The sequence below is a fragment of the Lonepinella sp. BR2271 genome (genome assembly GCF_051851515.1).
Lineage (GTDB): Bacteria > Pseudomonadota > Gammaproteobacteria > Enterobacterales > Pasteurellaceae > Lonepinella.
In genome coordinates, this window is the sequence record NZ_JBPDVF010000003.1 from 1 (window position 1) to 23,112 (window position 23,112).

General features: G+C 41.6%; 30 protein-coding genes and 1 tRNA gene. 17 read left to right on the top strand and 14 right to left on the bottom strand.

What is annotated here, in order from left to right; translation table 11 throughout:
• Positions 1-383 precede the first annotated feature (383 nt).
• Genes ACTG7X_RS03125 through ACTG7X_RS03135 form a run of 3 tightly spaced genes read right to left on the bottom strand, consistent with a single transcriptional unit; the run spans position 384 to position 1,983 of the window.
• Positions 384-683 (bottom strand): hypothetical protein, encoded by a 300-nt coding sequence (locus tag ACTG7X_RS03125; RefSeq protein WP_439257081.1) that lies wholly within the window; start codon positions 681-683, stop codon positions 384-386.
• Entirely contained in the window at positions 683-994 is a 312-nt protein-coding gene (locus ACTG7X_RS03130; protein WP_439257082.1) for a hypothetical protein, read from the bottom strand. Before ACTG7X_RS03130 ends, ACTG7X_RS03125 begins: the two co-directional genes overlap by 1 nt.
• Positions 994-1,983 carry an Rpn family recombination-promoting nuclease/putative transposase gene (locus tag ACTG7X_RS03135; protein ID WP_439257083.1) on the bottom strand — a complete coding sequence of 330 codons (990 nt, stop codon included), beginning with the start codon at positions 1,981-1,983 and terminating at the stop codon, positions 994-996. Before ACTG7X_RS03135 ends, ACTG7X_RS03130 begins: the two co-directional genes overlap by 1 nt.
• A 345-nt stretch (positions 1,984-2,328) precedes the next feature.
• Between ACTG7X_RS03135 and rpsB the strand changes: the two genes are divergently transcribed.
• Both rpsB and tsf read left to right on the top strand, forming a co-directional pair.
• Positions 2,329-3,057 (top strand): 30S ribosomal protein S2, encoded by a 729-nt coding sequence (gene rpsB / locus ACTG7X_RS03140; protein ID WP_439243323.1) that lies wholly within the window; start codon positions 2,329-2,331, stop codon positions 3,055-3,057.
• A gap of 141 nt (positions 3,058-3,198) precedes the next feature.
• On the top strand, positions 3,199-4,065 hold the full coding sequence (gene tsf, locus ACTG7X_RS03145; protein ID WP_439257084.1) for a translation elongation factor Ts: 867 nt from the start codon (positions 3,199-3,201) through the stop codon (positions 4,063-4,065).
• Positions 4,066-4,121: 56 nt separating this feature from the next.
• Here tsf and ACTG7X_RS03150 read toward each other — a convergent pair whose 3' ends face one another.
• A complete protein-coding gene (locus ACTG7X_RS03150) occupies positions 4,122-5,627 on the bottom strand; it encodes a phosphoethanolamine transferase (protein WP_439257299.1) in 1,506 nt (501 codons plus the stop codon).
• 160 nt (positions 5,628-5,787) lie between these two features.
• Here ACTG7X_RS03150 and pyrH point away from each other — a divergent pair, with 160 nt between their 5' ends.
• From pyrH to ACTG7X_RS03200, 10 genes are all read left to right on the top strand, one after another.
• Positions 5,788-6,504: a UMP kinase gene (pyrH, locus tag ACTG7X_RS03155; protein ID WP_439257085.1), complete on the top strand. Its 717-nt coding sequence runs from the start codon at positions 5,788-5,790 to the stop codon at positions 6,502-6,504.
• A gap of 38 nt (positions 6,505-6,542) precedes the next feature.
• Positions 6,543-7,100 carry a ribosome recycling factor gene (gene frr / locus ACTG7X_RS03160; protein ID WP_439257086.1) on the top strand — a complete coding sequence of 186 codons (558 nt, stop codon included), beginning with the start codon at positions 6,543-6,545 and terminating at the stop codon, positions 7,098-7,100.
• 281 nt (positions 7,101-7,381) lie between these two features.
• Positions 7,382-7,897 carry a SprT family zinc-dependent metalloprotease gene (locus ACTG7X_RS03165; RefSeq protein ID WP_439257087.1) on the top strand — a complete coding sequence of 172 codons (516 nt, stop codon included), beginning with the start codon at positions 7,382-7,384 and terminating at the stop codon, positions 7,895-7,897.
• A 71-nt stretch (positions 7,898-7,968) separates the two neighbouring features.
• Complete coding sequence (locus ACTG7X_RS03170; RefSeq protein WP_439257088.1) at positions 7,969-8,529, top strand: opacity family porin; 561 nt, start codon at positions 7,969-7,971, stop codon at positions 8,527-8,529.
• Positions 8,530-8,712: 183 nt separating this feature from the next.
• On the top strand, positions 8,713-10,593 hold the full coding sequence (gene htpG / locus ACTG7X_RS03175; protein ID WP_439257089.1) for a molecular chaperone HtpG: 1,881 nt from the start codon (positions 8,713-8,715) through the stop codon (positions 10,591-10,593).
• A 72-nt stretch (positions 10,594-10,665) separates the two neighbouring features.
• On the top strand, positions 10,666-11,367 hold the full coding sequence (locus ACTG7X_RS03180; RefSeq protein ID WP_439257090.1) for a 4'-phosphopantetheinyl transferase family protein: 702 nt from the start codon (positions 10,666-10,668) through the stop codon (positions 11,365-11,367).
• A 108-nt stretch (positions 11,368-11,475) separates the two neighbouring features.
• Entirely contained in the window at positions 11,476-12,099 is a 624-nt protein-coding gene (gene nudF, locus ACTG7X_RS03185) for an ADP-ribose diphosphatase (protein ID WP_439257300.1), read from the top strand.
• 22 nt (positions 12,100-12,121) lie between these two features.
• The gene (cpdA, locus tag ACTG7X_RS03190; RefSeq protein WP_439257091.1) at positions 12,122-12,946 is read left to right on the top strand and encodes a 3',5'-cyclic-AMP phosphodiesterase; all 825 of its coding nucleotides are present in this window, start codon (positions 12,122-12,124) and stop codon (positions 12,944-12,946) included.
• Between the two features lie 106 nt (positions 12,947-13,052).
• Entirely contained in the window at positions 13,053-13,322 is a 270-nt protein-coding gene (gene rpsO, locus ACTG7X_RS03195) for a 30S ribosomal protein S15 (RefSeq protein ID WP_439243305.1), read from the top strand.
• Positions 13,323-13,508: 186 nt separating this feature from the next.
• A tRNA-Ser gene (locus ACTG7X_RS03200) sits at positions 13,509-13,598 on the top strand.
• 28 nt (positions 13,599-13,626) lie between these two features.
• Here the strand turns inward: ACTG7X_RS03200 and ACTG7X_RS03205 are convergent.
• The 9 genes from ACTG7X_RS03205 to ACTG7X_RS03245 form a co-directional block, all read right to left on the bottom strand.
• A complete protein-coding gene (locus ACTG7X_RS03205; RefSeq protein ID WP_439257092.1) occupies positions 13,627-14,709 on the bottom strand; it encodes a tyrosine-type recombinase/integrase in 1,083 nt (360 codons plus the stop codon).
• A gap of 232 nt (positions 14,710-14,941) precedes the next feature.
• Positions 14,942-17,206, bottom strand: coding sequence for a replication endonuclease (locus ACTG7X_RS03210; protein ID WP_439257093.1), 2,265 nt, complete (start codon positions 17,204-17,206; stop codon positions 14,942-14,944).
• Positions 17,207-17,210: 4 nt separating this feature from the next.
• Complete coding sequence (locus ACTG7X_RS03215) at positions 17,211-17,486, bottom strand: hypothetical protein (protein WP_439257094.1); 276 nt, start codon at positions 17,484-17,486, stop codon at positions 17,211-17,213.
• Positions 17,487-17,580: 94 nt separating this feature from the next.
• The gene (locus ACTG7X_RS03220) at positions 17,581-17,841 is read right to left on the bottom strand and encodes a hypothetical protein (RefSeq protein WP_439257095.1); all 261 of its coding nucleotides are present in this window, start codon (positions 17,839-17,841) and stop codon (positions 17,581-17,583) included.
• Positions 17,825-18,133, bottom strand: coding sequence for a hypothetical protein (locus ACTG7X_RS03225; RefSeq protein ID WP_439257097.1), 309 nt, complete (start codon positions 18,131-18,133; stop codon positions 17,825-17,827). The genes ACTG7X_RS03220 and ACTG7X_RS03225 overlap by 17 nt, the downstream gene beginning before the upstream one ends.
• Positions 18,134-18,149: 16 nt before the next feature.
• A complete protein-coding gene (locus ACTG7X_RS03230; protein ID WP_439257098.1) occupies positions 18,150-18,389 on the bottom strand; it encodes a hypothetical protein in 240 nt (79 codons plus the stop codon).
• 122 nt (positions 18,390-18,511) lie between these two features.
• Positions 18,512-18,760: a hypothetical protein gene (locus ACTG7X_RS03235; RefSeq protein WP_439257100.1), complete on the bottom strand. Its 249-nt coding sequence runs from the start codon at positions 18,758-18,760 to the stop codon at positions 18,512-18,514.
• A gap of 1 nt (position 18,761) precedes the next feature.
• Positions 18,762-19,115, bottom strand: coding sequence for a hypothetical protein (locus ACTG7X_RS03240; RefSeq protein ID WP_439257102.1), 354 nt, complete (start codon positions 19,113-19,115; stop codon positions 18,762-18,764).
• A gap of 9 nt (positions 19,116-19,124) precedes the next feature.
• The gene (locus ACTG7X_RS03245) at positions 19,125-19,343 is read right to left on the bottom strand and encodes a transcriptional regulator (protein ID WP_439239089.1); all 219 of its coding nucleotides are present in this window, start codon (positions 19,341-19,343) and stop codon (positions 19,125-19,127) included.
• A 122-nt stretch (positions 19,344-19,465) separates the two neighbouring features.
• Here ACTG7X_RS03245 and ACTG7X_RS03250 point away from each other — a divergent pair, with 122 nt between their 5' ends.
• The 3 genes from ACTG7X_RS03250 (at position 19,466) to ACTG7X_RS03260 (ending at position 21,048) form a co-directional block, all read left to right on the top strand.
• On the top strand, positions 19,466-20,152 hold the full coding sequence (locus ACTG7X_RS03250) for a LexA family transcriptional regulator (RefSeq protein ID WP_439257103.1): 687 nt from the start codon (positions 19,466-19,468) through the stop codon (positions 20,150-20,152).
• Between the two features lies 1 nt (position 20,153).
• The gene (locus tag ACTG7X_RS03255; protein WP_439257105.1) at positions 20,154-20,366 is read left to right on the top strand and encodes an excalibur calcium-binding domain-containing protein; all 213 of its coding nucleotides are present in this window, start codon (positions 20,154-20,156) and stop codon (positions 20,364-20,366) included.
• A gap of 118 nt (positions 20,367-20,484) precedes the next feature.
• A complete protein-coding gene (locus ACTG7X_RS03260) occupies positions 20,485-21,048 on the top strand; it encodes a hypothetical protein (protein ID WP_439257107.1) in 564 nt (187 codons plus the stop codon).
• A 26-nt stretch (positions 21,049-21,074) separates the two neighbouring features.
• Here the strand turns inward: ACTG7X_RS03260 and ACTG7X_RS03265 are convergent, their stop codons facing one another.
• A complete protein-coding gene (locus ACTG7X_RS03265; protein ID WP_439257109.1) occupies positions 21,075-22,250 on the bottom strand; it encodes a phage late control D family protein in 1,176 nt (391 codons plus the stop codon).
• A gap of 117 nt (positions 22,251-22,367) precedes the next feature.
• Between ACTG7X_RS03265 and ACTG7X_RS03270 the strand changes: the two genes are divergently transcribed.
• Positions 22,368-22,550 (top strand): type II toxin-antitoxin system HicA family toxin, encoded by a 183-nt coding sequence (locus tag ACTG7X_RS03270; RefSeq protein ID WP_439257111.1) that lies wholly within the window; start codon positions 22,368-22,370, stop codon positions 22,548-22,550.
• Between the two features lie 28 nt (positions 22,551-22,578).
• Entirely contained in the window at positions 22,579-23,001 is a 423-nt protein-coding gene (locus tag ACTG7X_RS03275; protein ID WP_439257113.1) for a type II toxin-antitoxin system HicB family antitoxin, read from the top strand.
• Positions 23,002-23,112: the final 111 nt, after the last annotated feature.

Below are 23,112 nucleotides of genomic sequence, written 5' to 3' on the forward strand. Positions count from 1 at the left end.
TTGTTTAAATGCTTGGTTGTATTTAGTCATAAAAATCTGCACCTTACTTAGTTGGTTATTAGTCCAACTTTTGGGGTGCAGATCAGGAATACCGCGTTTTTTTTACCCTCACCCTAGCCCTCTCCCAAAGGGAGAGGGAACGGAATGAGGAAACGTTTAGTTTTTTATGCCCCCCCTAAATTATCCCCTCTCCCTATGGGAGAGGGCTAGGGTGAGGGTACAACCGAAAATGAGGACAACATTTCCCAAAATCCCAAAAACAATCCCCTCATCCAAAGGAAAAGGGGACAGAATATATTGACTCCCCCAAACTCATCCCCTCTCCCTCTGGGAGAGGGCTAGGGTGAGGGTAAAGTTTTTACGCCCCTATAATTAAACCCTAATCAATGCCCCAATTTCTTGATTTCATCAACAGGCAAACCCACCGCTTTAGAAATAATCTCTAAATCCAACCCTAGAGAAAGCATATTTTTAGCACTTTTCTGTAACCCGTTTAATTCGCCTTGTTGTATTCCTTGTTGCATTCCTTTTTGTATGCCTTGTTGCATTCCCTGCAGCATACCTTGTTGAATCCCCTGCAAAATCCCTTGTTCAGTGGCATATTCTAACGCAGAAAATTCATCCCATTTACGTTTTAGGCTGACATCATACATTTCTTTTTCTCCCTTGCTTTGGAGCAACATCAATGTCCTAATTTTTTGATTTCATCAACAGGTAAGCCCACCGCTTTAGAAATAATCTCTAAATCCAAACCTAGAGAAAGCATATTTTTAGCACTTTCTCTTAATCCCTGTTTAATTCCTTGTTGCATGCCTTGCTGTATTCCTTGTTGCATTCCTTTTTGTATGCCTTGTTGCATTCCCTGCAGCATGCCTTGCTGTATCCCCTGTAAAATCCCTTGCTCGGTAGCATTTTCTAACGCGGAAAATTCATCCCATTTACGTTTTAGGCTCACATCATACATTTCTTTTTCTCCCTTGCTTTGGAGCAACATCAATGTCCTAATTTTTTGATTTCATCAACAGGCAAATTAAGGTATTTCGCCACAAGATCCACATCAAGCCCAAGAGAAAGCATATTCTTAGCACTTTCTCTTAATCCCTGTTTAATTCCTTGCTGCATGCCTTGCTGTATCCCTTGTTGCATTCCTTGTTGCATTCCCTTTTGTATGCCTTGCTGTAATCCTTGTTGCATTCCTTTTTGTATGCCTTGTTGCATTCCCTGTAGCATACCTTGCTGTATCCCCTGCAAAATCCCTTTCTCGGTGGCATATTCTAACGCAGAAAATTCATCCCATTTGCGTTTTAAGCTCACATCATACATTTCTTTTTCTCCCTTGCTTAAATTGGTGTATTCGGCGATTTTAAACAATTTTTGGAAAACCGGTTTTTTTAAGAAAGCAGGCAATTTTTTTAAGTTCGCCATATTTTTCAATACGTATAACCACTTGTCCAAATCGCTTTCCAACGCATATTCAGCTTTGTGAAAATTCAGTAATTCAATATAGATGAACCCAAGTTTATCATAAAAAATTTCGCCTGTCTTTTTGTTGAACAGGCAAATATCGTGTAAATATTCATCAGTATCGGAAAAATGAAAACCGTCCATCAGGGCGATCACATAAACTTCGGAAATCGCATAATTCCAACCGCTGATTCCCCCTTGTGGCGCTTGATCGCTGATCAGTTTGCTACCGTAGTAAATGGTGCGTTCTTTGAAATAGGTTTGCTTGCTCCGTTGCACTTCAATAATAAATTGCGAATCGTCATCCGTGGTGCAAGTGAGATCAAAGATAACGTTGCCTTGTTCAGTGGTGTCGCCTACGTGTTCATTTTTGTTGTAAACCAAGTCTTTGATGATTTTCTTCCCTTGAAATAATTCATTGAGAAAATCCATCAGTAAGTCTTTGTTCACTTCAGTGCCAAAAATACGTTTAAAGCCGTAGTCGGTGGTGAGATCGATATAACGTGAGGGTTGTTTCATTGCTTGCTCCATGTGTTGAGTGAATGGGAGCATTATCAAGTGCGGTGAGAAATAGGCAAGATTTTCAATTCAATTCTGGAATCGAGATCACAAAAATAAAATTTTTGGGTGTTGTTTTGAGGGTAAAACCGAGAATAAGAGCAAAAGTTTTACAAATATTCCTAGTTTTTTACCGCAGTTTGTGGTATAAATTGCACCGCTATTTTTTCCCTAATCTGTAGGAAACAAAGTAGCATTATTTTTTATTAACAATACACACACATATTGCACAGGTAAATCGGGGTGCCAAACGGTCGGTTTGCTGAATATGTGGAGGCTCAACCCCAATTAAAAGGAAAAAATATTATGGCACAAGTTTCAATGCGTGAAATGATTGACGCAGGCGTACATTTCGGTCACCAAACTCGTTACTGGAATCCAAAAATGAAACCATTCATTTTCGGTGCTCGTAACGGCGTTCATATCGTAAATCTTGAAAAAACCCTTCCGTTATTCAATGAAGCATTAGCTGAATTAACACGCATCGCAAGCAACAACGGTAAAATCTTATTCGTGGGTACCAAACGTGCCGCAAGCGAAGCCGTTCAAGCTGCAGCATTAGACTGTCAACAATATTATGTTAATCACCGTTGGTTAGGTGGTATGTTGACTAACTGGAAAACAGTTCGTCAATCAATCAAACGTTTAAAAGATTTTGAAACCCAATCTCAAGACGGTACATTTGATAAATTAACCAAAAAAGAAGCATTAGATCGTACGCGTGAAATGCAAAAATTGGAATTAAGCCTTGGCGGTATCAAAGATATGGCTGGTCTTCCAGATGCGGTTTTCGTTATCGGTGCAGACTATGAACATATTGCTGTAAAAGAAGCCAACAACCTTGGTATTCCTGTTTTTGCTATCGTTGATACCAATGCAACACCAGACGGCGTTGATTTCATTATCCCTGGTAATGATGATGCAACACGTGCAATCCAATTATATTTAACTGCGGCTGCCACTGCGATTAAAGAAGGTCGTCAAGCAGAAACTGTGGTTGAAGAAAAATTTGCTGAAGAAGTAGCAGCAGAGTAATCTGGATAAATAAGGCGTAAGCCCTATAAAAACAGGGGGCAATAGTTCCCTGTTTTAACAAATTCCCAAAAGTGCGGTGTTTTTTAATCTCTTTTTTTGAACATCGTCTTTCCATTCAAGAATCATTAGAGGACAATAAAAATGGCTGAAATTACAGCATCATTAGTAAAAGAACTTCGTGATCGTACTGGTGCAGGTATGATGGAATGTAAAAAAGCATTGGTTGAAGCGAATGGTGATATCGAATTAGCCATCGACAACATGCGTAAATCAGGTCAAGCGAAAGCCGCTAAAAAAGCGGGTCGTGTGGCTGCTGAAGGCGTGATCATTGCACGTGTTGCCAATGGTTTCGGTGTGTTAGTGGAAATGAACTGCGAAACTGACTTCGTTGCAAAAGATGCAGGTTTCTTAGGTTTAGCTAATGAAGTGGCTGACTATGCCGTGGCTAACAAAGGTATTTCAATCGAAGATTTAGCTAAACACTTTGAAGAAAAACGTGCAGCGTTAGTGGCGAAAATCGGTGAAAACATGACAATTCGCCGTGTGCAATTCTTAGATAACGTAAAAGCCTCTTACTTACATGGGGCGAAAATTGGTGTATTAGTGGCTTCAGGCTGTGGTGCAGAATGTGCTTGTGATGAAGATATCTTCAAAAAAGTCGCAATGCACGTTGCAGCAAGCCGTCCTGACTTTGTTAACCCTGAAGATGTTCCTGCTGCAGTCGTAGCTCACGAGCGTGAAATTCAAGTTGACATTGCAATGCAATCTGGCAAACCACGTGAAATTGCGGAGAAAATGGTTGAAGGCCGCATGAAAAAATTCACTGGCGAAGTGTCTTTAACAGGTCAACCATTTGTTATGGATCCGTCACAATCTGTAGGCGATTTCTTAAAAGCGAACAAAACGTCAGTGTCTGGCTTCATTCGTTTTGAAGTGGGCGAAGGCATTGAGAAAAAAGAAGAAGATTTCGCAGCAGAAGTGGCGAAAATCACTGGCGGAAACGCGTAATTCGGTTTTCTACAGAGTTAAAAAAGCAGGCATTTTGCCTGCTTTTTTGTTGCGCATTATTCAGGAATAATAACGGCAGGATCATCATCCCAGCGAATTTGTTCAATGATTTTCTTCAAGCCGTAATCATTGAGATCATCTTTTGGGGAAAATAAATCCAGATTCGGATCAAGGTGGTCATTGTGAATCCCGATCCAGTTAGCCAGTCCATTCACAAAATTTAAACCTGATTTTTTCGCTTTGTATTCATGGCGAACCTCATCATCACTTGAGATTTTAAATAATGGAATGTCATAATGGCGTTTGCTTTTAAATGAATTGTTGATAATAATTTTATCGCGATTCATTTGATGAAATAAGCCGTGGTCGGAAAAATAAACCATGGAGAAAGTGCGGTGATTTTTTTGTTCGTTTTGTTGCAAACTTTCATAGACTTGCTTTAACAGCTCATCGGTTTTTTTGATGCTGGAAATATAGCAGTTAATATTGCTATATCGGCTGTCAATTTTTTCTTGCTTGTAAATCGTTGGGTAGTCGGCGACACGATCACAAGTATTGGGATGAGAACCGTAAAGATGTAACACAATAAAGCGAGGCATGGTACTTGGTTTTTCGATGAGCTGTTTGAAGACGGGTAATAAGGCAAAATCACTACTATTGATGCCAAAACTATGTCCTTTTTTCAAGAAAAAACGTTCATCGCTACGATTGGCAATGGCAGAAATTTGGGTATCAAATTCGCCCACTGAACCTTGATTAGACAGCCAATAGGTTGGGATGCCTGCGGATTTCACTAAATCGATCAGATTTAAATTATAATTGCCCTCCCATTTATCTCGATTGGGTTCAGTCAGCATGAGTTTCAGTGAAGAAATAGTGTTCGGCCCGCCAGAGGTTAATCCGTCAATTAACACACCTTTTGCACTGGACATAAACGGCGTATTTGGCACTGGATAACCATAGGCATGATGATAATCTCTTCTGGCACTTTCGCCGATAATCAATACATAATCATCGTATTTCGCCGACAATTGGGATGTTCCCCAGTGGCTTTCAATGGCAAAATGATTTAATTCATCCAATTCATTATGTACTCTCACCGTGGCGACATAGGTTTCTCGCAGAAATTTTAATGCCTCACTATGCCATGCCAGCGGAAGCACAATCAATGTGAGCAATAACTTATTACGATAAACTTCCAATTTAAAGCGTTGTGAAAGATAAGCGGAAAATGCAAATAAGCCAATAATCAGCAGGGAATAAGCATAACTTGTCCACGGAATTTGAGCAAAAAACTCTTTTCCCTCTTCTAAATCTGTGGCGAAGACCGAAGCGATATATTCGTAAGATGGTGGTCCGAAATTTAATCCGATCGGAGCATATAAGGCATGCAGAATAATCACGGGGAATGCCACATACCAAAAAATCTTTTTGGAGGCTTGCAATAAGAGAATTAATCCTGCTAATAAACAAATATCCCACAGGTTTAGTTCAGGGAAAAAGCCTGTGCCGTGTAACAAAAGAGAGCTGGCAAAAAATAACAAAATGAGAGCGAAAATCATCGCAGTGAGTTGTTTTAACACAATATTTCCTTGTTGAGAGAATGAAAAAGTGCGGTGCTATTTTAGCGAATTTTAAATAGATCTGCTATGCCTATTTCCTGATGCGCAATGTTGCTTTATAATAGCAAGCATTTTATGTCGAGTATAAGGGATAGAAAAAATGAGCAAACCAATTTACAAACGTGTGTTGTTAAAATTAAGCGGTGAGGCCTTGCAAGGTGCGGAAGGCTTTGGTATCGATCCGTCTATTTTGGATAGAATGGCCATTGAGATTAAAGAACTCGTGGAAATGGGCGTAGAAGTCGGTGTGGTACTGGGCGGTGGTAATTTGTTTCGTGGGGCGAAATTAGCCAAAGCGGGGATGAACCGTGTAGTTGGCGACCACATGGGCATGTTAGCCACCGTGATGAACGGCTTGGCCATGCGTGATGCGTTGCACCGTGCAGATGTCAATGCGAAATTGATGTCAGCGTTTCAATTAAACGGTATTTGCGATACTTATAACTGGTCAGAAGCCATTAAAATGTTACGTGAAAAACGGGTGGTGATTTTCTCTGCGGGAACGGGCAGCCCATTCTTTACGACGGATTCCGCAGCGTGCTTGCGTGGCATTGAAATTGAGGCGGATGTGGTGTTAAAAGCCACCAAAGTGGATGGTGTTTACGATAGCGATCCTGCCAAAAACCCTGACGCTCATTTATTCCAAAAACTCACTTTTGCGGAAGTCATTGAGAAAGAATTGCAAGTCATGGATTTAGCCGCCTTTACCCTTGCACGTGATCACGGTATTCCAATTCGGGTATTTAATATGGGTAAACCTGGAGCATTACGTCAAGTGATTTTGGGCGAAAGCGAAGGCACGACCATTTCGGGTTAGTATTTCAGATTAAGATTTAAATTACATAAGGAAAAACAATGATTAACGAGATTAAAAAAGACGCACAAGATCGTATGGAAAAAAGCCTTGAGGCGTTAAAAGGACATATCGCAAAAATTCGTACTGGGCGTGCACAACCGTCTTTATTAGATGCGATTCAAGTTGAATATTATGGCTCGGCTACGCCATTACGTCAACTGGCTAACGTGGTGGCAGAAGATGCACGTACCTTAGCGGTAACGGTTTTTGACCGTTCATTGATTCAGGCAGTAGAAAAAGCGATTTTAACCTCTGATTTAGGCTTAAATCCCTCTTCTGCGGGGACCACCATTCGTGTGCCATTGCCTCCATTAACTGAAGAACGTCGCCGTGATTTGATTAAATTGGTCAAAGGCGAGGGCGAGCAAGGTAAAGTGGCGGTGCGTAATGTGCGTCGTGATGCCAATGATAAGATCAAAGCCTTGTTAAAAGACAAAGAAATCAGCGAGAACGATCAACGTAAAGCGGAAGAAGAAATCCAAAAACTGACCGACAGTTTTATTAAGAAAGTGGATGAAGTGTTGGCGGATAAAGAAAAAGAGTTGATGGATTTTTAATGCTTATTTACCCTCACCCTAACCCTCTCCCAAAGGGAGAGGGAACGGTTTAGGGTAGAAAAAAATATTGCTATCTTCCTAAGGGGAGAGTGGAATAAGGAACATTAAATGAATAACTTCATCAAATTATTCCCTCTCCCAAAGGGATAGGGGACGGTTTAGGGCAGAAAAAATATTACTATCTTCCTAAGGGGAGAGTGGAATAAGGAACATTAAATGAATAACTTCATCAAATTATTCCCTCTCCCTTTGGGAGAGGGCTAGGGTGAGGGTTAGCCATCATGCAAACCGCCGATTTTCGCCCACTCAAAATGCAAATCCAACGCCGTATTTCAGCTTGTTTACAATTAGCCGAAACCCATTTCCAACGGCAATTTCCCATGCCAACCTTAAATTATGATTTGCGTGGCACAAAAGCAGGTGTGGCTTATTTGCAACAAAACCTCATTAAATTTAACCGCACTTTATTACTTGAAAACCCTACTGAGTTTATCCAGCAAGTTGCTCCTCATGAATTGGCTCATTTGCTAGTTTATCAAGTTTTTGGACGAGTGAAACCGCATGGCAAAGAATGGCAAGCGATTATGCAACATCTCTTTCAACTGCCCGCCGATACCTGTCATCAATTTGATGTGCAATCGGTGCAAGGTAAAACCTATGCGTATCAATGTGGTTGCCAAATTCATCAACTTAGTAAACGCCGGCATAACAAAATTGTGAGGGAAAGTGCGGTGTATTTATGTCGAATTTGTGGCGGGAAATTAGAATTTTGTGATGAAGATCACATTTTTGCATAGAATTAGTGATTTCTCTTGTATATAAGGTTATACTAAACAAGCAGTTATGCTTAATTAGAGAGGATTTTATTATGAAAAAAACAACATTAGCTATTATGATCGGTGCATTCGCTTTTGCGACCTCTGCCAGTGCGAGTAACTGGTATGTGCAAGGGGATTTGGGGTATTCTAAAACCAAATTTACGTCTTATTCTTCTTTAAATGACAGTAAATTTGAGCCTGGATTTAGCTTAGGTTATGATTTTGGTGATTTTCGTTTAGCAGCGGATTATACACATCATGGTAAATTTTCAGGAAATGTAAATAGCGCTAATGGTTCAGTGCCAGCGTCAGCTAAAATTTATGGAGTGGGTGTTTCTGCTTTCTATGACATTAACCTAAACAATGATATTAAACCTTATGTAGGCGTTCGTGTAGCCAGTAATATAGTGAAATATGATCAGGGCAAAAATGGCGTTTTGGTGAGTTCAACGGAGGCTAAATTGGGTTATGGTGCAATCGTTGGGGCGCAATATAAATTAGATACAAATTGGGCAGTGAACGGTGGGATTGAGTATAACCGTTTAGGTTCTTATGAAGATACAAATGTGAATAACTACGGCGCCAAAGTCGGTATTCGTTATAGTTTTTAATTTTATTTAGCCACGGTAGTGGCGTGATATGCTTAGCCCCGTACGTCAGTGCGGGGTTTTTTGATGCTTCGCAGCTTAGTTTGGTTTTTCTCTTTTTTCTTGTCTTAAAACTTGAAATTTCCATTTTCAACCTAATCTATCTAAGCATACTTTATTTAACTAATTCAATATAAGGAAAATAAAATGAGCAAAAATCAAGAAACTCGTGGCTTTCAATCGGAAATGAAACAACTTTTACACCTGATGATTCACTCACTTTATTCAAATAAAGAAATCTTTTTACGTGAGTTAATTTCCAATGCGTCCGATGCCGCAGATAAATTACGCTTTAAAGCCTTGTCAGCCCCCGAATTATACGAAGGCGATGGCGATTTGCATGTTCGGATTCAATTTGATGAAAGCAAAGGCACCTTGACCATTAGTGATAATGGGATTGGGATGAACCGTGAGCAGATTATTGATAATCTCGGCACCGTGGCAAAATCAGGCACCAAAGAATTTTTAACCGCATTGGGGCAAGATCAGGCGAAAAATAGTCAATTAATTGGTCAATTTGGGGTGGGTTTCTATTCTGCTTTTATCGTAGCAGACAAAGTTGAAGTGCGTAGCCGTGTCGCAGGTGAACCAACCGAAAATGGCGTGCTTTGGATTTCTGCCGGTGAGGGAGAATACACCGTTGAAGATATTGAGAAAAAACAACGGGGTACGGAAATTACGTTATTCTTACGTGACGATGAAAAAGAATTTTTAAACGATTGGCGATTGCGTGAAATTATCGGCAAATATTCCGATCATATCGGCTTGCCAGTGGAGATTTTAGCCAAAGAATATGATGATGAGGGCAAAGAAACCGGCGTAAAATGGGAAAAAATCAATAAAGCCCAAGCCTTGTGGACAAGATCCAAAGGCGAAATTTCCGATGAAGAATACAAGGAATTTTACAAACATTTAAGCCACGATTTTGCCGATCCATTGTTGTGGCAACATAATAAAGTCGAGGGCAATCAAGAATATACCAGCCTGTTGTATGTGCCAAGCAAAGCCCCATGGGATTTATTTAATCGTGAGCAAAAACACGGGTTGAAACTTTATGTACAGCGTGTGTTTATTATGGACGACGCAGAAGTGTTTATGCCGAATTACTTGCGTTTTATGAAAGGCTTGTTAGACAGCAACGACTTGCCATTAAACGTTTCTCGTGAGATTTTGCAAGATAACAAAACCACGGCGGCATTGCGTAAAGCCTTGACTAAACGGGCGTTGCAAATGTTGGAAAAATTAGCCAAAGATGACAGCGAAAAATATTTAGCGTTCTGGAAAGAATTTGGCTTAGTGTTAAAAGAGGGTGTGGCAGAAGACTTTGCTAACAAAGAGCAGATTGCGAAACTGTATCGTTTTGCGTCCAGTAAAAATGACAGTTCTGAGCAAAATGTGTCTTTTGACGACTATATTGCTCGCATGAAAGACGGACAAAAAGCCATTTACTACATCACTGCAGACAGCTACACCGCAGCGAAAAACAGTCCGCATTTGGAATTGTTCAACAAAAAAGATATTGAAGTGTTGTTGCTTTCCGACCGTATTGATGAATGGATGTTAAGCTATTTAACCGAATTTGACGGCAAACCATTACAACCAATCACTAAAGCCGATTTGGATTTAGGCGATTTGGCAGACAAAGAAGATGACAGCCAAAAAGAAGCGGAAAAAGAGCTAGGTTCGTTTGTGGCGCGTGTCAAAACCTTATTGGGCGAACGTGTTAAAGACGTGCGTTTAACTCATCGTCTGACCGATACACCAGCAGTGGTCTCTACCGATAACGATCAAATGACCACCCAAATGGCAAAACTCTTTGCCATGAGCGGTCAGCCAGTGCCTGAAGTGAAATACACCTTTGAGCTCAATCCTGATCACGCTTTAGTGAAAAAAGTCGCTGATTTGGCAGATGAAAGCGAATTTGCTAACTGGGTGGAATTATTGCTCGAACAAGCGATGTTTGCGGAACGGGGTACATTGGAAAATCCAACCGCGTTTATTAAGCGCATGAATGGGTTGTTGAAATAATTCTATTATTACCCTCATCCTAGCCCTCTCCCAGTGGGAGAGGGGATTATTTAGGGATTTTTAGGGAAAGTTATGTCAACGTTAATTGCTTATGCCAATATTCATCAACCATTTCCAATGGATTTGGCGTTAGGTTGTGGGCAAAACAAACTCAATCCTCGGGTTCAACAACGCTATCATTGCCGACAACTGGCGCAATTTCTATTAACCGAACTTTGCAAAAAAGCCCAAATTAACACCGCACTTTTAGGGCAAATTTACCGTACTGCAAGCGGTCGCCCGCAATTTCCCGTAGACAATATTGATTTTAATATTAGCCATTCAGGGGATTGGGTGGCGGTGATATTAAATGTGGCAGAAAATGAAAAAAGTGCGGTGGGAATTGATATCGAATTTCCTCAAAAACAACGAGATTACCCCGCACTTTTAAGCCATTTTGCCTCACCTTTCGAACAACAATGGTTCGCTCAACAATCCCATCCCGAAAAGGCGTTTTATCGTATTTGGTGTTTGCGTGAGGCTATCTTGAAATCACAAGGCGTTGGCATTGTGAAATTGAACGAAGTGCAACATGATCCTGTGGCACAAACCTTACATTCTGCTTATTGTCCACAAGGTCAATTAACCTTTACTGCCGAATTACCTTTCTATCTTGCCGTGTTTGCCGAACAAAGTGCGGTGCAAAATGCGCAATATTTTTATTGGCACGAAGATAAATTACAGCCCAAACTGTTACAAAATTGTCTGAATTATGCTGTTAATTCATCAAAATAAAAAAAATTTTGTGACCAACTTCAAATTATTAAAAAATTTTTGAAACTTTATTTCCTTTTTTTAGTATCCTAATGCGAGTTTATTTTTTAAGAATTAGGAAGATGTATGATGCCTAACATTACGCAATTTAGCCAAAAAGATATTGAAATCGTAGATGAAACCTTATTATATAAAGGGTTTTTCAAGTTAAAGAAAATTCAGTTTCGACATAAATTATTCGCCGGCGGTACCAGTGGCATTGTCACCCGAGAGTTATTGGTCAAAGGCGCAGCCTCTGCGGTGATTGCTTATGATCCCGAACGAGATTCGGTGGTATTGGTGGAGCAAGTACGTATCGGTGCTTATAATCCAGCGTTGCCGAATTCCCCTTGGTTATTGGAACTGATTGCGGGCATGGTGGAGGAGGGCGAAACGCCTGAATCGGTGGCGTTGCGAGAAAGCGAGGAAGAGGCGGGCGTAGCAGTCACCCATTTACAACATGCGTTGAGCGTTTGGGACAGCCCCGGTGGCGTGATTGAGCGTATTCATTTATTTGCGGGCAAAGTGGATAGTCGCCAAGCGAAAGGGTTACATGGATTGGCCGAGGAAAATGAGGACATCAAAGTTCATGTGGTGAGCCGTGAGATGGCCTATCAATGGTTGCAACAGGGCAAAATTGATAACGGTATTGCCGTCATGGGATTGCAATGGCTACAACTCAATTACCTCCGTTTACAACAACAATGGCGATAGTTCAAGCAAGAGGATGGTCACCATGGTAGAAAGTATTAATCAAAACAAGGATGAGCTAATTCGGTTCATTCAAATAACGGATCCTCATCTGTTTAAAGAGAAAACGGGGGAGTTGCTCGGTATTAATACTTATCGTAGTTTTCAGCAGGTATTAACCGAAATTCAACAAACTAACACGGATTATCAATTTGTCTTAGCCACGGGCGATCTTGTGCAAGACGCCAGTGAGGCGGGGTATTTGACTTTTAGCCAAGCGGTAGAGGCGCTGAATAAGCCCGTGTATTGGATCCCCGGTAATCATGATTTTCAGCCCGTATTGGAAAAAGTGTTTAGCCAACAACCTCATATTCATGCGGATAAGCATTTGTTATTAGGGGAAAAATGGCAGATTTTATTATTAGACAGTCAGGTGTATGGCGTACCTCATGGCGAATTAAGTCAGTACCAATTAGATTGGCTTGATGAAAAATTGCAAGAATATCAAGAACGTTATTCTTTGGTGGTGCTACATCACCATTTATTATCCACACGTTCGGCATGGTTAGATCAGCATAATTTGCGTAATGCCCACCAATTATTGCAAATTTTGACAAAATACGAAAATGTACGAGCGATTTTGCATGGCCATATTCATCAACAAGTGGATGATGTATGGAACGGCTATCAATTAATGTGTACGCCGGCCACCAGTGTGCAATTTCAGCCAGATAATAATGCGTTCACCTTAGATACTTTGCAACCCGGTTGGCGAGAAATTACACTGTTGCCAAATGGTGGGATTAAAACGCAAGTTCACCGAATTCAACAAGCGGAATTTTTACCGAATATGCACGAATTAGGTTATTAATTGATTGCATTTTTTGATTTTGCGGTTAGAATAAGCACTTCCTTGTCATCGCTGAATTAGAGATCGGCGAATGATGTATGATTAACATTCTCTTTAGGAGTAAAAAATGTCTCTAAGCGTAGAAAAAAAAGCCGCTATCGTGGCAGAATTTGGTCGTGATGCCAAAGATACGGGTTCATCTGAAGTGCAAATTGCCTTATTAACTGCACAGATCAACCACTTACAAGCTCACTTTGCTGAACACAAAAAAGACCACCACGGTCGTCGTGGCTTATTAGGTATGGTTTCTCGTCGTCGTAAATTATTAGACTACTTAAAACGTACAGATTTAGCAAAATATCAAGATACTATCGCACGTTTAGGTTTACGTCGTTAATTTTTGATAAATTGATGTGAGAGCGTCCAAGTTGGACGCTTTTTTATTCACCAAAATCTGTGGAAAAGCAATACAAAAAGTGCGGTGAAAATTGAGATTGTTTTAAAAAACAGCAAACAAACCAAAAATTGAGTTTTGATTCTTGACAGCTAATTAAATAGCCCGTATTATACGCCCCACAACTGCGGAGGAATGGTCGAGCGGTTGAAGGCACCGGTCTTGAAAACCGGCGAGGGTTTACGCCCTCCGTGAGTTCGAATCTCACTTCCTCCGCCACTTTATTCATGTAAAGTCGTAAGTTAAATCAATAGCTTACGGCTTTTTTGTTTTCGGGCAATTCATCATTCTTCGCTAACAAATTTACCGTGTCAAAAGGGGACTTTGACGAAAGTTTGACGTGGTTAGCGTAGGTGAGTAAATGCTCAGCATTGAGATGAGCGTATTTCTGCACCATTTCAATAGTTTCCCAACCGCCTAACTCTTTCAACACCATTAACGGCGTGCCGTTTTGCACGTGCCAACTTGCCCAAGTGTGGCGTAAGTCGTGAAAACGAAAATCGGTAATTTCCGCCAATGCCAACGCACGTTTAAAATCTTCACGGTCAATGTCTGTAATTAATTTCCCTTTGCCACGGTGAAACACATAAGCGGAAATGCGTTTGGTTTCTTTCTGACGTAAAAAATTAATTACTTCCCGATTTAACGGCAACGCCCTTGCACGCCCAGATTTCGCAATATCACTGGTTACAATGGCAAGTTGGCGAGAAAAATCAATTTTATCCCACGTCATGGTTAAAATTTCCGTCATTCTCGCCCCTGTCCACAACGCAAAGGTGCAAACTTCACGCATCCAAGGCAAGCTCAAACAATCCAACAGCCGATTCGCCTCCTCCTGCGTAATCCAACGTACCCGCTTTTTCGGTTCGCTATTTTTCCGCACATAAGGAATGGCATCAATCCAACCCGCTTGCCGTGCCAAATTCAACGCACGCATAATAGACGTGCGATAACGATTTTGTGTAGCGGGCGATAACTTCCGCCCTGTGCTTGCATTGTGGGTAGGAATTTTGTTATAAATATCATCGCTTGTTAAAGAGCTAATTAATCTCTGCCCGAGGGCAGCACGCCAATATTTAGCGTGCTGGATTTTGGTTTCAAGATCTTTCTGATTTTCAGCAGCCTCCAAAAATCGGATTAACGCTTGTTCAACCGTTCTCTCGGGCTTTTTATTCAGCTTAGCCACTTGCCACGCCTCGTGCTTTAACTTATCGTGCAATTCTTGGGCTAACTTTTTGTCAGCCGTTTTACTAGAACATCGAAGTCGTTCGCCGAATGGTGTGGTAAGGTCAATTTGCCAAATACCGTATTTGTTTTTTCGGATCGACATAGTTTATTCTCCATAGGTGAATCGCCGATCTGAACACATAGACGGCTACTATTATTTTGCTTTTTCCGATTATTTTCAAGATCTGAACGAAAAACACGCCACATTCTTGACCCTTCCATCTGGAAAAAGCCCCATTTTAAACGGTGTGCATACACCGTGATATAACTCACATTAAGCAAGTCCGCCACTTCTTGAATAGAAAGGGCTTTGTCTGATTGAGTTTCCATTTTATTCACACCAACACCACTTCCTGCCCATTCCAATAAATAGACATCCCGCCATAAATCCCCAATTTCTCGCCCAAAATCAGGCGACAAATTCGGTAGTCCGTAATCCACCGTGACGAAATTTGCTTTAATTTTAGCCAGAATTGAATCAATTCCACTTCGTTACGGTGTTCATTCATAAATTGCACCACGTCCCTAACTTTCTCTCGCCCTTGCGGTCGGTTACAGTTACTGACACAAGTCCTAGGGGCGATAAAATCGCCCTTGTTAGGGTCACTCCGCCCAATCATCTCAGGCGTTGGCTCGCTTTCTGTTTGGGTTTTGGCTTTACGTTTTATCGCCCATTGTTTCAATCGGGTTTTGACCCAATCCAAACAACGGCTTAACCGCACCCCGTCAATTTTTTGACGAGTTTCCCCAAATTTATTCGGCTCGGTTTCCTGATAATGCAAGCGTACCGCCTGATCTTTGCGTTTCACCATCGCACCCCCTTGTCGTTTCAAATAGGACGCATAACAGCCCACGTCCGCACACACACGCAATTCTTCTAATTCATCATCGTTTAAATCTCCCTTTGTCAAACGACGTAATTCACGCCACACACCCACACTGGACACGCCGTAAAACTGAAACTGACGTATCCCCCAAAGACTCGCCCAAGCTCTCGCCCGTTTGGCATTGTCTTTTAATTTCATATTCGGATCTTCATCCGACACCTCGTCATCATCCGCAAAGCCGTCCACGTTTTTAGCAATATATTTCGCCACATACGCCGTAGCGGAGCCTTTTTCACGGTCGATTTCTTCCACTTTAAAACGGTGTTCTTTTGCCCCTCGTTCCGTACCGTCCACTTCTAAGGCTTTGGTGCGGAAAATTTCAATCACGTCCGCCTTATCTTTGGCTTGCACATACATCAACAAATGCCAATGGGGCGTAGCGTCATGGTGCGGTTCGGCCACACGCATGCCATAAAAGCCAATGCCACGCTTTGCCAACAAGGCACGCACTTTCGCCCACACGCCATTTAAATAAGCGTTGGTCTGTTTCGGACTGGTGCCGTACCATTTCGGATTATCTTGCCCGTTGAATAAGGTAGCGTGATAACCACTCGGCGCCGTCAAGGTTAAAAATAACGCCTCATGTCCGCTTTCTTCCGCCCACTGTTCCACGCCGTTTAACATGGTCATCATCAAATGACGTCGATTGGTCGGGTTGCTGTCGGATTTCATCACAATAGCCAACAGTTCTTGTTGCTCTGCGGGGTCCTCCACGTTTTCTAATATCATGGCTTTCAAAAAGTCATAATTTTTCTTTTGTTGCATTTTCCACTCACTTAATCCCTGTTTGGAGATATAACTACTAAATTGTTTACGCACTTCACCACAGGCAATCGCAATATGCTCAATCATCTGACGTTGTTTGCGTTTCATCAGCCGTAGCCAATGTCTTTCATCGCAAATCTTCGCCAGAATGACTTCAATGCTTTCCTGTTTCACTGTGCCACGACGTTGAAAGCTGTCCCAATGTTTCAACGGAAAGCCAATAGACGCACAAGCACGCCCACATTCGGCATAAATTTCTAGCATGAGGCTGTCAATTTCACTGGGGCTAAAGGCTTGCTGTTTTGCCAACTGGTCATCAATAAAGGCCTGTTGCAATTTGGCAAAGGTGAGCGACAACTCATAGCTCATTAACGCCATTTTGTTTTCGGTCAACAGATAAAACGGCAAACTGCCTTTTGCTATTTCCCGATGTACATAGCGATTAAAGCGATTGTTCACCGCTTGCCAACAGTGTTCATCTGCCGTCCATTGCTCAACGGGGGCATCAGCGTTAAAAGTGCGGTTAAAATTTTCAAAGATCGCTTGGCCGTTTTCTTTTAGAAAGTCCCGAAAATCGGGCGACTTCTGCTCAAAGCTCAACAGCCAAGACAAATCCACCTTGTATTGTCGGAACACCTTTTTTAAACGCTTACCGACCACTTCACGAATCCAAGTATTCGCCAACCGCTCACCGCCTATCTCAACAGAACGGTATTTCTTTAAATACAGCTTGCGAAAATGTTCACGTAAGCGTTTTCTCGGCAAACTGTCTAACCAACGCTCCACATAGCCATAGCTATAAGGCACCGAGGCAAAAAGCTCTAACTGGCTTTCGGTACGAGCCGATTCAGGCGGTGTGTGGCACACCACATAAGGCGACTGTTGGCGAACCATGCCACGTTCCGCCTTTAACCGCTCATTCTCGTCCCGTTCCGCTTGCCAACTCATGTGCTTACAGTCCTGCTAAATATTCGTTGTGTTCTTGAAAATAGCCCTCTACTTGACGGATAAAGCGACTAATTTCAGCTTGAATTTGTGACAGCGAACGAAATTCGCCATCACTTAACGTGCGGTGCATTAATTCATTCAACGCCCCCGCAAAGGTATGTCGTGGACGACAAAATGCCACTAAAATTTTGTTTTTCTCGTCCGCATAATAGGTTTGGAAAAGCCCATTCTGGTCTTTCTCAATTTGGTAACAGCTACCATCATCTGTAAAAATTTTCATTTTTTGTTTCCTCTCTCGAATATACTTGTTAATAAAATCAATAAACCAATTAATGCCCACGCCATCAGGCAGAAAAACACCACAGAAAATAACGCTAGCCCCATTGGTTTATCCTCTTTAATTTCTGAATATTAATTTTCAAACTTCTTGCCACTGGGTAGAGTTTCAACTCCAGTAAGCTGTAACCCTCATGCCAAGCCACAAGGGCATCATCATATTTTCCTTGGCGAATAAAACGCTGAAAATCCGCTACCTTCGCCTCATAATCTCTTGCCAACACGCCATTGGCTTTGCTCAACATCCGCACCGCATTTTTTAAATACTGTATATACTCTGCATTAGTATTCTGTTTCATGTTCTGTTACCCATTGAAATTCTGCATTTCTTAACCCTTTAGGCATGCGCCCAAAAAACCTTTCTAACCAACGATAAAACCGCCTTAAATCTTCCCTATCCTCTTTGCTTAATTCGTGCCACTGCTTGGGCTTTCCGTTGTCATGGCAATAATCAATATTCATTTGCCCGCACCACCATTGCTTTTCTTTCGGGTGAAGTTGGTTGTAAAAATATTCCAACCGATAGCGACTGCCCGTCACCATCTCTCGCAAATCTTGCAAACGTTGCAAATCTTGTGCCAAATCACCCATAACGCCCCCTTAATGGCTAACCTTTCACCCAACGACATAACCGTTGCCGAATGGTGGGTTTCGGTTCAGTCACCACCGTCCGCAAGTCCATAATTTCTTCATCTAACACATCAAACAAATTGTCTAATTGCTCAATGCGTCTAAGTAGGTACGCATCCTCCTTTTGCTGTTCTTCCACCTGTTTTTTCAACGCCCAAAGGTCAATGTGTTGTTTGCTAAAGTGCGGTGAAATTTTCGTGTTTTTTCGTCTAATCATTGTGTTTCTCTCCCTGTTGTGGTTGTTTTTTAAGCGAAAGCCTAAAAAAAGGTTGCAAAAATCCCACAGCTTAATTTTTTACGTTAAGCTGTGAACGTTTAAACAGTGTTTAAATTAAAAGGTTATGTGGGGATTTCTAACTGATTCGGGTCCGTTTCATCTAACGGCTTATTAATCCGCATAGCCTGATCTGAACGCTCATAACTGGCAATCTCCACCGCCACAATCTCCGTCATCACGTGCATTTTGCACGCATGGCAATTATGGCAATATAAAATTGTGCTAGTGGAGTGCATGGTCATCCGTTCCGATGTCCGCACCCCCAAATTTTTAGAACCACATTTCGAACAACGAATATCTACTTGCGCCATATCATTTCACCTCAACACTTTGATTGTCGGTATCTTGTGGACAAATAGCAGCCGTTTTTACCAACGCATTAAAAGCCTCCACTTTGGCTTGCCAGTCGGCCTCGTGTTCTTGTAGTGATTCCTTATAGGCTTCAGCCCAAGCACGGGTGATCATCCAACTATATTTGGCAAACTCCACATTTAATGCCGCTCTGGCGATTTCAAATCCTTGATTTTCGGCGATCTCCAACAAATGTTCTGCTTTAATCAGCACATTCATCTTTCCCCGTAATGCTCGCACTTGCATAAATTCTTGCCCCCACTCAAGGGCTTGTACTTCAGCCAGTTCTTTGTGGAAATCTTTTTGTTGAGCCATTTTGCCCCCTTACTTTCTATCCAATTCATCTAACGCCTGACAAAGTTCGCTAGATGTCACCAAGCCATTTGTGGCTTTTTCAATGCGGTAGGCATGCTTGGCAGAATACGCCACACCCTTTAACCACAGTGAAACCGTTTGCTGTTTAACGTTGCAGAGATCAGCCAGTAATTTTTGCGACCCTACAACCGCAACAGCTTTCTCAATATACTTGTTAATTTCAGCCATTTTTATCCCTTTACTTGTTAAGTTGTAATCATATTACAATTTTTTTTGTAAAGATACAACAATTTTTCTTGTTGGAATTGGTACAATTAAACTTGTATCATTTAACAAACTGGAGAAAAACTATGAAAACACTAGCCGAAAGATTAAGATATTTATTAAATATCAATGGTTTAACTGAAGATGAATTTGCTAAAAAAGTGAATGTGTCACAACAGGCAATTAATTATGTTTTAAATGGAAAAACTCGTGAGCCTAAGAAAATTTATGAAATGGCTAACGCTTTAGACGTTGATGTAGAATGGCTAAAAACAGGGCAAGGCAACTACGAACCTGAACCGATTAGCCCTGTTTCCAGTGAGCCAGACGAAAACCACACCTACCGCATAGACCAGTTAGACGTGCGAGCAGCTGCCAATTTAGACGGCATGATTAACCCTGATTTCCCCGATATTATCCGTTCGATTTGGTTTTCTGATGACGGCGTGCGGAAAATGCTCAACCGCCATAATACGCAGGGCATAAGTATTATCCAAGTCCCCACCGACAGCATGGTCCCGACAATCTACCCAAAAGACTTGGTATTTATTGACACCAGAATTAAAACATTCAGCACCGACGGCATTTACGTCTTTCTGCTCAACGACCGCCTCTATATCAAACGCCTACAAATGTTGCCAACCGGCGTCATTCAAGCCACTTCTGACAACAAAAACTATCAACCCTTTGAAATCACCGAAGAACTGTTTGACACGGCATTAATTGTCGGCAAGTTTATACAGGTGATGTCGATTGATATGCGGGATTTGTAAAATGAAAAAAACGCTTCTCTTTCTCACCGCACTTTTTCTCCCCCTAATCGCCCACGCTGAATCTAGCTGTGATGACGGCAAGCGAACTTGTAAAGATATGGATAGCTGTGCCGATGCTCGTTATCACCTTGAACAATGCGGAATGGGCAAACTTGACCGTGACAATGACGGCGTGCCTTGTGAAAGTCTTTGTGGGAAAGGGAAAAAGAAATAAATTATTAATCACGATTTTATGTAAAAGGTAATAGGCTTTATGACAGACAAAAACGATTCTCTAACTCATACAAATCCGAATAATGGAAAAAACGACCAACAAAACGGAGAACAACGTAATGACTACGTCAGGGAAACTGAACCCACACCAACTCGGGCAGACCGCAACAACGAACAACCCAACAGAAAATGATGTATTGTTAGAACAGGAATTTGCTTTATTATTTAATTTGGGGCGTTCCATTCGTTACCACACCGCACGCCGAAGATTTTATGATTTCTGTGATAAAATGACCAATGTGCTTTCGCTCTTGTTTAGTTCTACAACAATTTATGGGGTACTACAAACAGGCAGTGAAAGAATTGCGTTATATTCTGGGGCGTTGGTTTCCATTGCGTCTGCCTTTTCACTGGTAATTGGCTTTTCAAGCAAGGCAAGAGATCATTTAGATTTCACCAAACAATATATTAACCTAGAACGTAAGCTACGCCGTGAATCTTTATCCGATGAATTAATCAAACACATCACCGATGAAAAATTATCTATTGAAGCTAACGAACCGCCAATTATAACAACGCTCAATCAGCTTTGTTATAATGCAGAAGTGAGAGCACAAGGTATCAGCGAAAATAAATTAATTAAGGTCTCCTTTATTAATAAATTATTTCGCCATTTTTTCTAACGCTAAAAAAAGGGGAATTTTCCCCTTTATTTCTTCTTCACTTCCACATCCGTTTCCACCTGTAATTCACACTCAACCTGCGTCGTAAACCCATTATCATTAATGCTATGCGTCACTTTGCTGATAATCCAACCCGCCCCATCAATCATTGTTTTAAAACCACTTAGAGTCACGGGCATTTCGGGCATTAAATCAGGTTCACCAAAGGCAAGGTTAAGGGAGAAGGTCGCTACACCACGTTTGAGCTTGTCAAAGGCGGATTTTGCTCCCGTAATGGCGGATTGCTCACTGGCATAGGTATGGCGTAGCGTTTTGATTTGTGAGCTGTCACTGGTGATCGGTTCTTTTTGTTCCAACACATTGTATTTGCGTTTGCTTAAATGTCGCCCTTTCACCGTGCCATTTTTCAGCGTCCGACCTTTGGTCATTTTGGCTTTTTTGGTGACTTTGCTATTTTCATCAATCACAATCTCACCACGCTTGCCTGTGTTTTGGTCGTGCCAATAAGCACGCACCGCTTTAAAATTCTCACTTTCGGCAATAGAAAATTGATAATTGTCGCCCAGTTGGCGAATAATCGTAAAAGGTGGAATCGCTTTACCTGTGGCGGTTTTGCCTTTGCCTGTTTTCATAAACAGCAAACAGCCATTTTTCACCGTGGCGATAGCGTCATATTGTTGACTCAACCTTGTAAGCAAATTAATATCGCTTTCGCTGGTCTGGTCAATATGTGCCACGGTTTCCGCTTTGTAGTCGTCCGAAATCAACGCTTTGAGCTGATTTTCTTTGGCGATTTGTTCCACAAGGGCGGTGAGCTTAATTTTGTCAAAAGACCGTTCTTTTTTCTCGCTCAAACTCCCTTTTAAATCCGCACTTCTGGCACGAATATAAACCTTATCAGGCGAACCGCTGAATTGTACTTCGTCCACTAAATACTTGCCTTTATCCACTAACGGCAGACCCGCCCAACCAATCGCGACACTGATTGTCGCATTGCGTGGCGGCAGTGCCAGTTGGCTGTCGTGGTCGCTGAGTTCTAGCTCTAAGGTATCCGCCTCAAAGCCCCGATTGTCATTAATGGTTAGACTAATTAAGCGGTCATTGACAATCTGCGTGATGTCTTTTTCCTGCTTATCTTTGGTGGTCACTCGCACGTTAAAACGGCAAGTGCGGTGGTTGGTTTCTAGGAGTTTTTCTAGCATTTTATTTTACTCAAATTATTTTATAAAATACACACTATCGCCATAAAATAGTTGACAATGATTTATTTTATACTTATACTACACACACTGAAAAAAACAATACAGGAGCATAGCAATGTGGATAGTAAAACCTTAATAAAATTGATTGAGGCGGACGGATGGAAATTTCACCACGCAACAGGTAGTCATCACCACTTCACACACTCAACTAAAAAAGGGATTGTTACCATCCCACATCCTAGAAAGGATGTTAAAAAGGGAACAGAACATTCAGTATTAAAACAAGCAGGGCTAAAATAGCCCTGCTATCAACACAAAAGGAAATTTTATGTTATATCCAATTGCTATTGAACCAGGGGATGAAACCCACGCCTACGGCGTTATTGTGCCTGATATTCCCGGCTGTTTTTCTGCAGGTGACACCTTAGATGAAGCCTACGAAAACGTAAAAGAAGCCATTTCAGGTCATCTTGCATTGCTTGTTGAAATGGGGGAAGAGATTCCCAAACCAACATCTATTGAAAATCACCGTCATAATCCAGATTTTACCGATTACGATATGTTTTTCGGGGTGGTTGATGTGGATATTACCCATTTACTCGGCAAAGCAGAACGCATTAATATCACCTTGCCTGCCCATTTAATTAAAAGCATTGATGACTTTGTGGCAACCCATAAAGACTACAAAAACCGTAGCAGCTTTCTAAGCCGTGTTGCGGCAGATAAAGTCTATGGACTGGCAACCGCTTAACCTGCGGAGAATAAATAATGGAACTCACATTCGGTCTAGCCGTCTTTGCCCTTGTCGGCTTAGTGTTTGCACTCACTGCAACCTATCTCACCAAATAATCCTTAAAGCCTA

What these genes read in the sequence shown, in the direction of transcription:
- ACTG7X_RS03125 (WP_439257081.1), bottom strand. Translation starts at nt 683, where the DNA reads ATGTTGCTCCAAAGCAAGGGAGAAAAAGAAATGTATGATGTCAGCCTA.
- ACTG7X_RS03130 (WP_439257082.1), bottom strand. Translation starts at nt 994, where the DNA reads ATGTTGCTCCAAAGCAAGGGAGAAAAAGAAATGTATGATGTGAGCCTA.
- ACTG7X_RS03135 (WP_439257083.1), bottom strand. Translation starts at nt 1,983, where the DNA reads ATGAAACAACCCTCACGTTATATCGATCTCACCACCGACTACGGCTTT.
- rpsB (WP_439243323.1), top strand. Translation starts at nt 2,329, where the DNA reads ATGGCACAAGTTTCAATGCGTGAAATGATTGACGCAGGCGTACATTTC.
- tsf (WP_439257084.1), top strand. Translation starts at nt 3,199, where the DNA reads ATGGCTGAAATTACAGCATCATTAGTAAAAGAACTTCGTGATCGTACT.
- ACTG7X_RS03150 (WP_439257299.1), bottom strand. Translation starts at nt 5,627, where the DNA reads ATGATTTTCGCTCTCATTTTGTTATTTTTTGCCAGCTCTCTTTTGTTA.
- pyrH (WP_439257085.1), top strand. Translation starts at nt 5,788, where the DNA reads ATGAGCAAACCAATTTACAAACGTGTGTTGTTAAAATTAAGCGGTGAG.
- frr (WP_439257086.1), top strand. Translation starts at nt 6,543, where the DNA reads ATGATTAACGAGATTAAAAAAGACGCACAAGATCGTATGGAAAAAAGC.
- ACTG7X_RS03165 (WP_439257087.1), top strand. Translation starts at nt 7,382, where the DNA reads ATGCAAACCGCCGATTTTCGCCCACTCAAAATGCAAATCCAACGCCGT.
- ACTG7X_RS03170 (WP_439257088.1), top strand. Translation starts at nt 7,969, where the DNA reads ATGAAAAAAACAACATTAGCTATTATGATCGGTGCATTCGCTTTTGCG.
- htpG (WP_439257089.1), top strand. Translation starts at nt 8,713, where the DNA reads ATGAGCAAAAATCAAGAAACTCGTGGCTTTCAATCGGAAATGAAACAA.
- ACTG7X_RS03180 (WP_439257090.1), top strand. Translation starts at nt 10,666, where the DNA reads ATGTCAACGTTAATTGCTTATGCCAATATTCATCAACCATTTCCAATG.
- nudF (WP_439257300.1), top strand. Translation starts at nt 11,476, where the DNA reads ATGCCTAACATTACGCAATTTAGCCAAAAAGATATTGAAATCGTAGAT.
- cpdA (WP_439257091.1), top strand. Translation starts at nt 12,122, where the DNA reads ATGGTAGAAAGTATTAATCAAAACAAGGATGAGCTAATTCGGTTCATT.
- rpsO (WP_439243305.1), top strand. Translation starts at nt 13,053, where the DNA reads ATGTCTCTAAGCGTAGAAAAAAAAGCCGCTATCGTGGCAGAATTTGGT.
- ACTG7X_RS03205 (WP_439257092.1), bottom strand. Translation starts at nt 14,709, where the DNA reads ATGTCGATCCGAAAAAACAAATACGGTATTTGGCAAATTGACCTTACC.
- ACTG7X_RS03210 (WP_439257093.1), bottom strand. Translation starts at nt 17,206, where the DNA reads ATGAGTTGGCAAGCGGAACGGGACGAGAATGAGCGGTTAAAGGCGGAA.
- ACTG7X_RS03215 (WP_439257094.1), bottom strand. Translation starts at nt 17,486, where the DNA reads ATGAAAATTTTTACAGATGATGGTAGCTGTTACCAAATTGAGAAAGAC.
- ACTG7X_RS03220 (WP_439257095.1), bottom strand. Translation starts at nt 17,841, where the DNA reads ATGAAACAGAATACTAATGCAGAGTATATACAGTATTTAAAAAATGCG.
- ACTG7X_RS03225 (WP_439257097.1), bottom strand. Translation starts at nt 18,133, where the DNA reads ATGGGTGATTTGGCACAAGATTTGCAACGTTTGCAAGATTTGCGAGAG.
- ACTG7X_RS03230 (WP_439257098.1), bottom strand. Translation starts at nt 18,389, where the DNA reads ATGATTAGACGAAAAAACACGAAAATTTCACCGCACTTTAGCAAACAA.
- ACTG7X_RS03235 (WP_439257100.1), bottom strand. Translation starts at nt 18,760, where the DNA reads ATGGCGCAAGTAGATATTCGTTGTTCGAAATGTGGTTCTAAAAATTTG.
- ACTG7X_RS03240 (WP_439257102.1), bottom strand. Translation starts at nt 19,115, where the DNA reads ATGGCTCAACAAAAAGATTTCCACAAAGAACTGGCTGAAGTACAAGCC.
- ACTG7X_RS03245 (WP_439239089.1), bottom strand. Translation starts at nt 19,343, where the DNA reads ATGGCTGAAATTAACAAGTATATTGAGAAAGCTGTTGCGGTTGTAGGG.
- ACTG7X_RS03250 (WP_439257103.1), top strand. Translation starts at nt 19,466, where the DNA reads ATGAAAACACTAGCCGAAAGATTAAGATATTTATTAAATATCAATGGT.
- ACTG7X_RS03255 (WP_439257105.1), top strand. Translation starts at nt 20,154, where the DNA reads ATGAAAAAAACGCTTCTCTTTCTCACCGCACTTTTTCTCCCCCTAATC.
- ACTG7X_RS03260 (WP_439257107.1), top strand. Translation starts at nt 20,485, where the DNA reads ATGACTACGTCAGGGAAACTGAACCCACACCAACTCGGGCAGACCGCA.
- ACTG7X_RS03265 (WP_439257109.1), bottom strand. Translation starts at nt 22,250, where the DNA reads ATGCTAGAAAAACTCCTAGAAACCAACCACCGCACTTGCCGTTTTAAC.
- ACTG7X_RS03275 (WP_439257113.1), top strand. Translation starts at nt 22,579, where the DNA reads ATGTTATATCCAATTGCTATTGAACCAGGGGATGAAACCCACGCCTAC.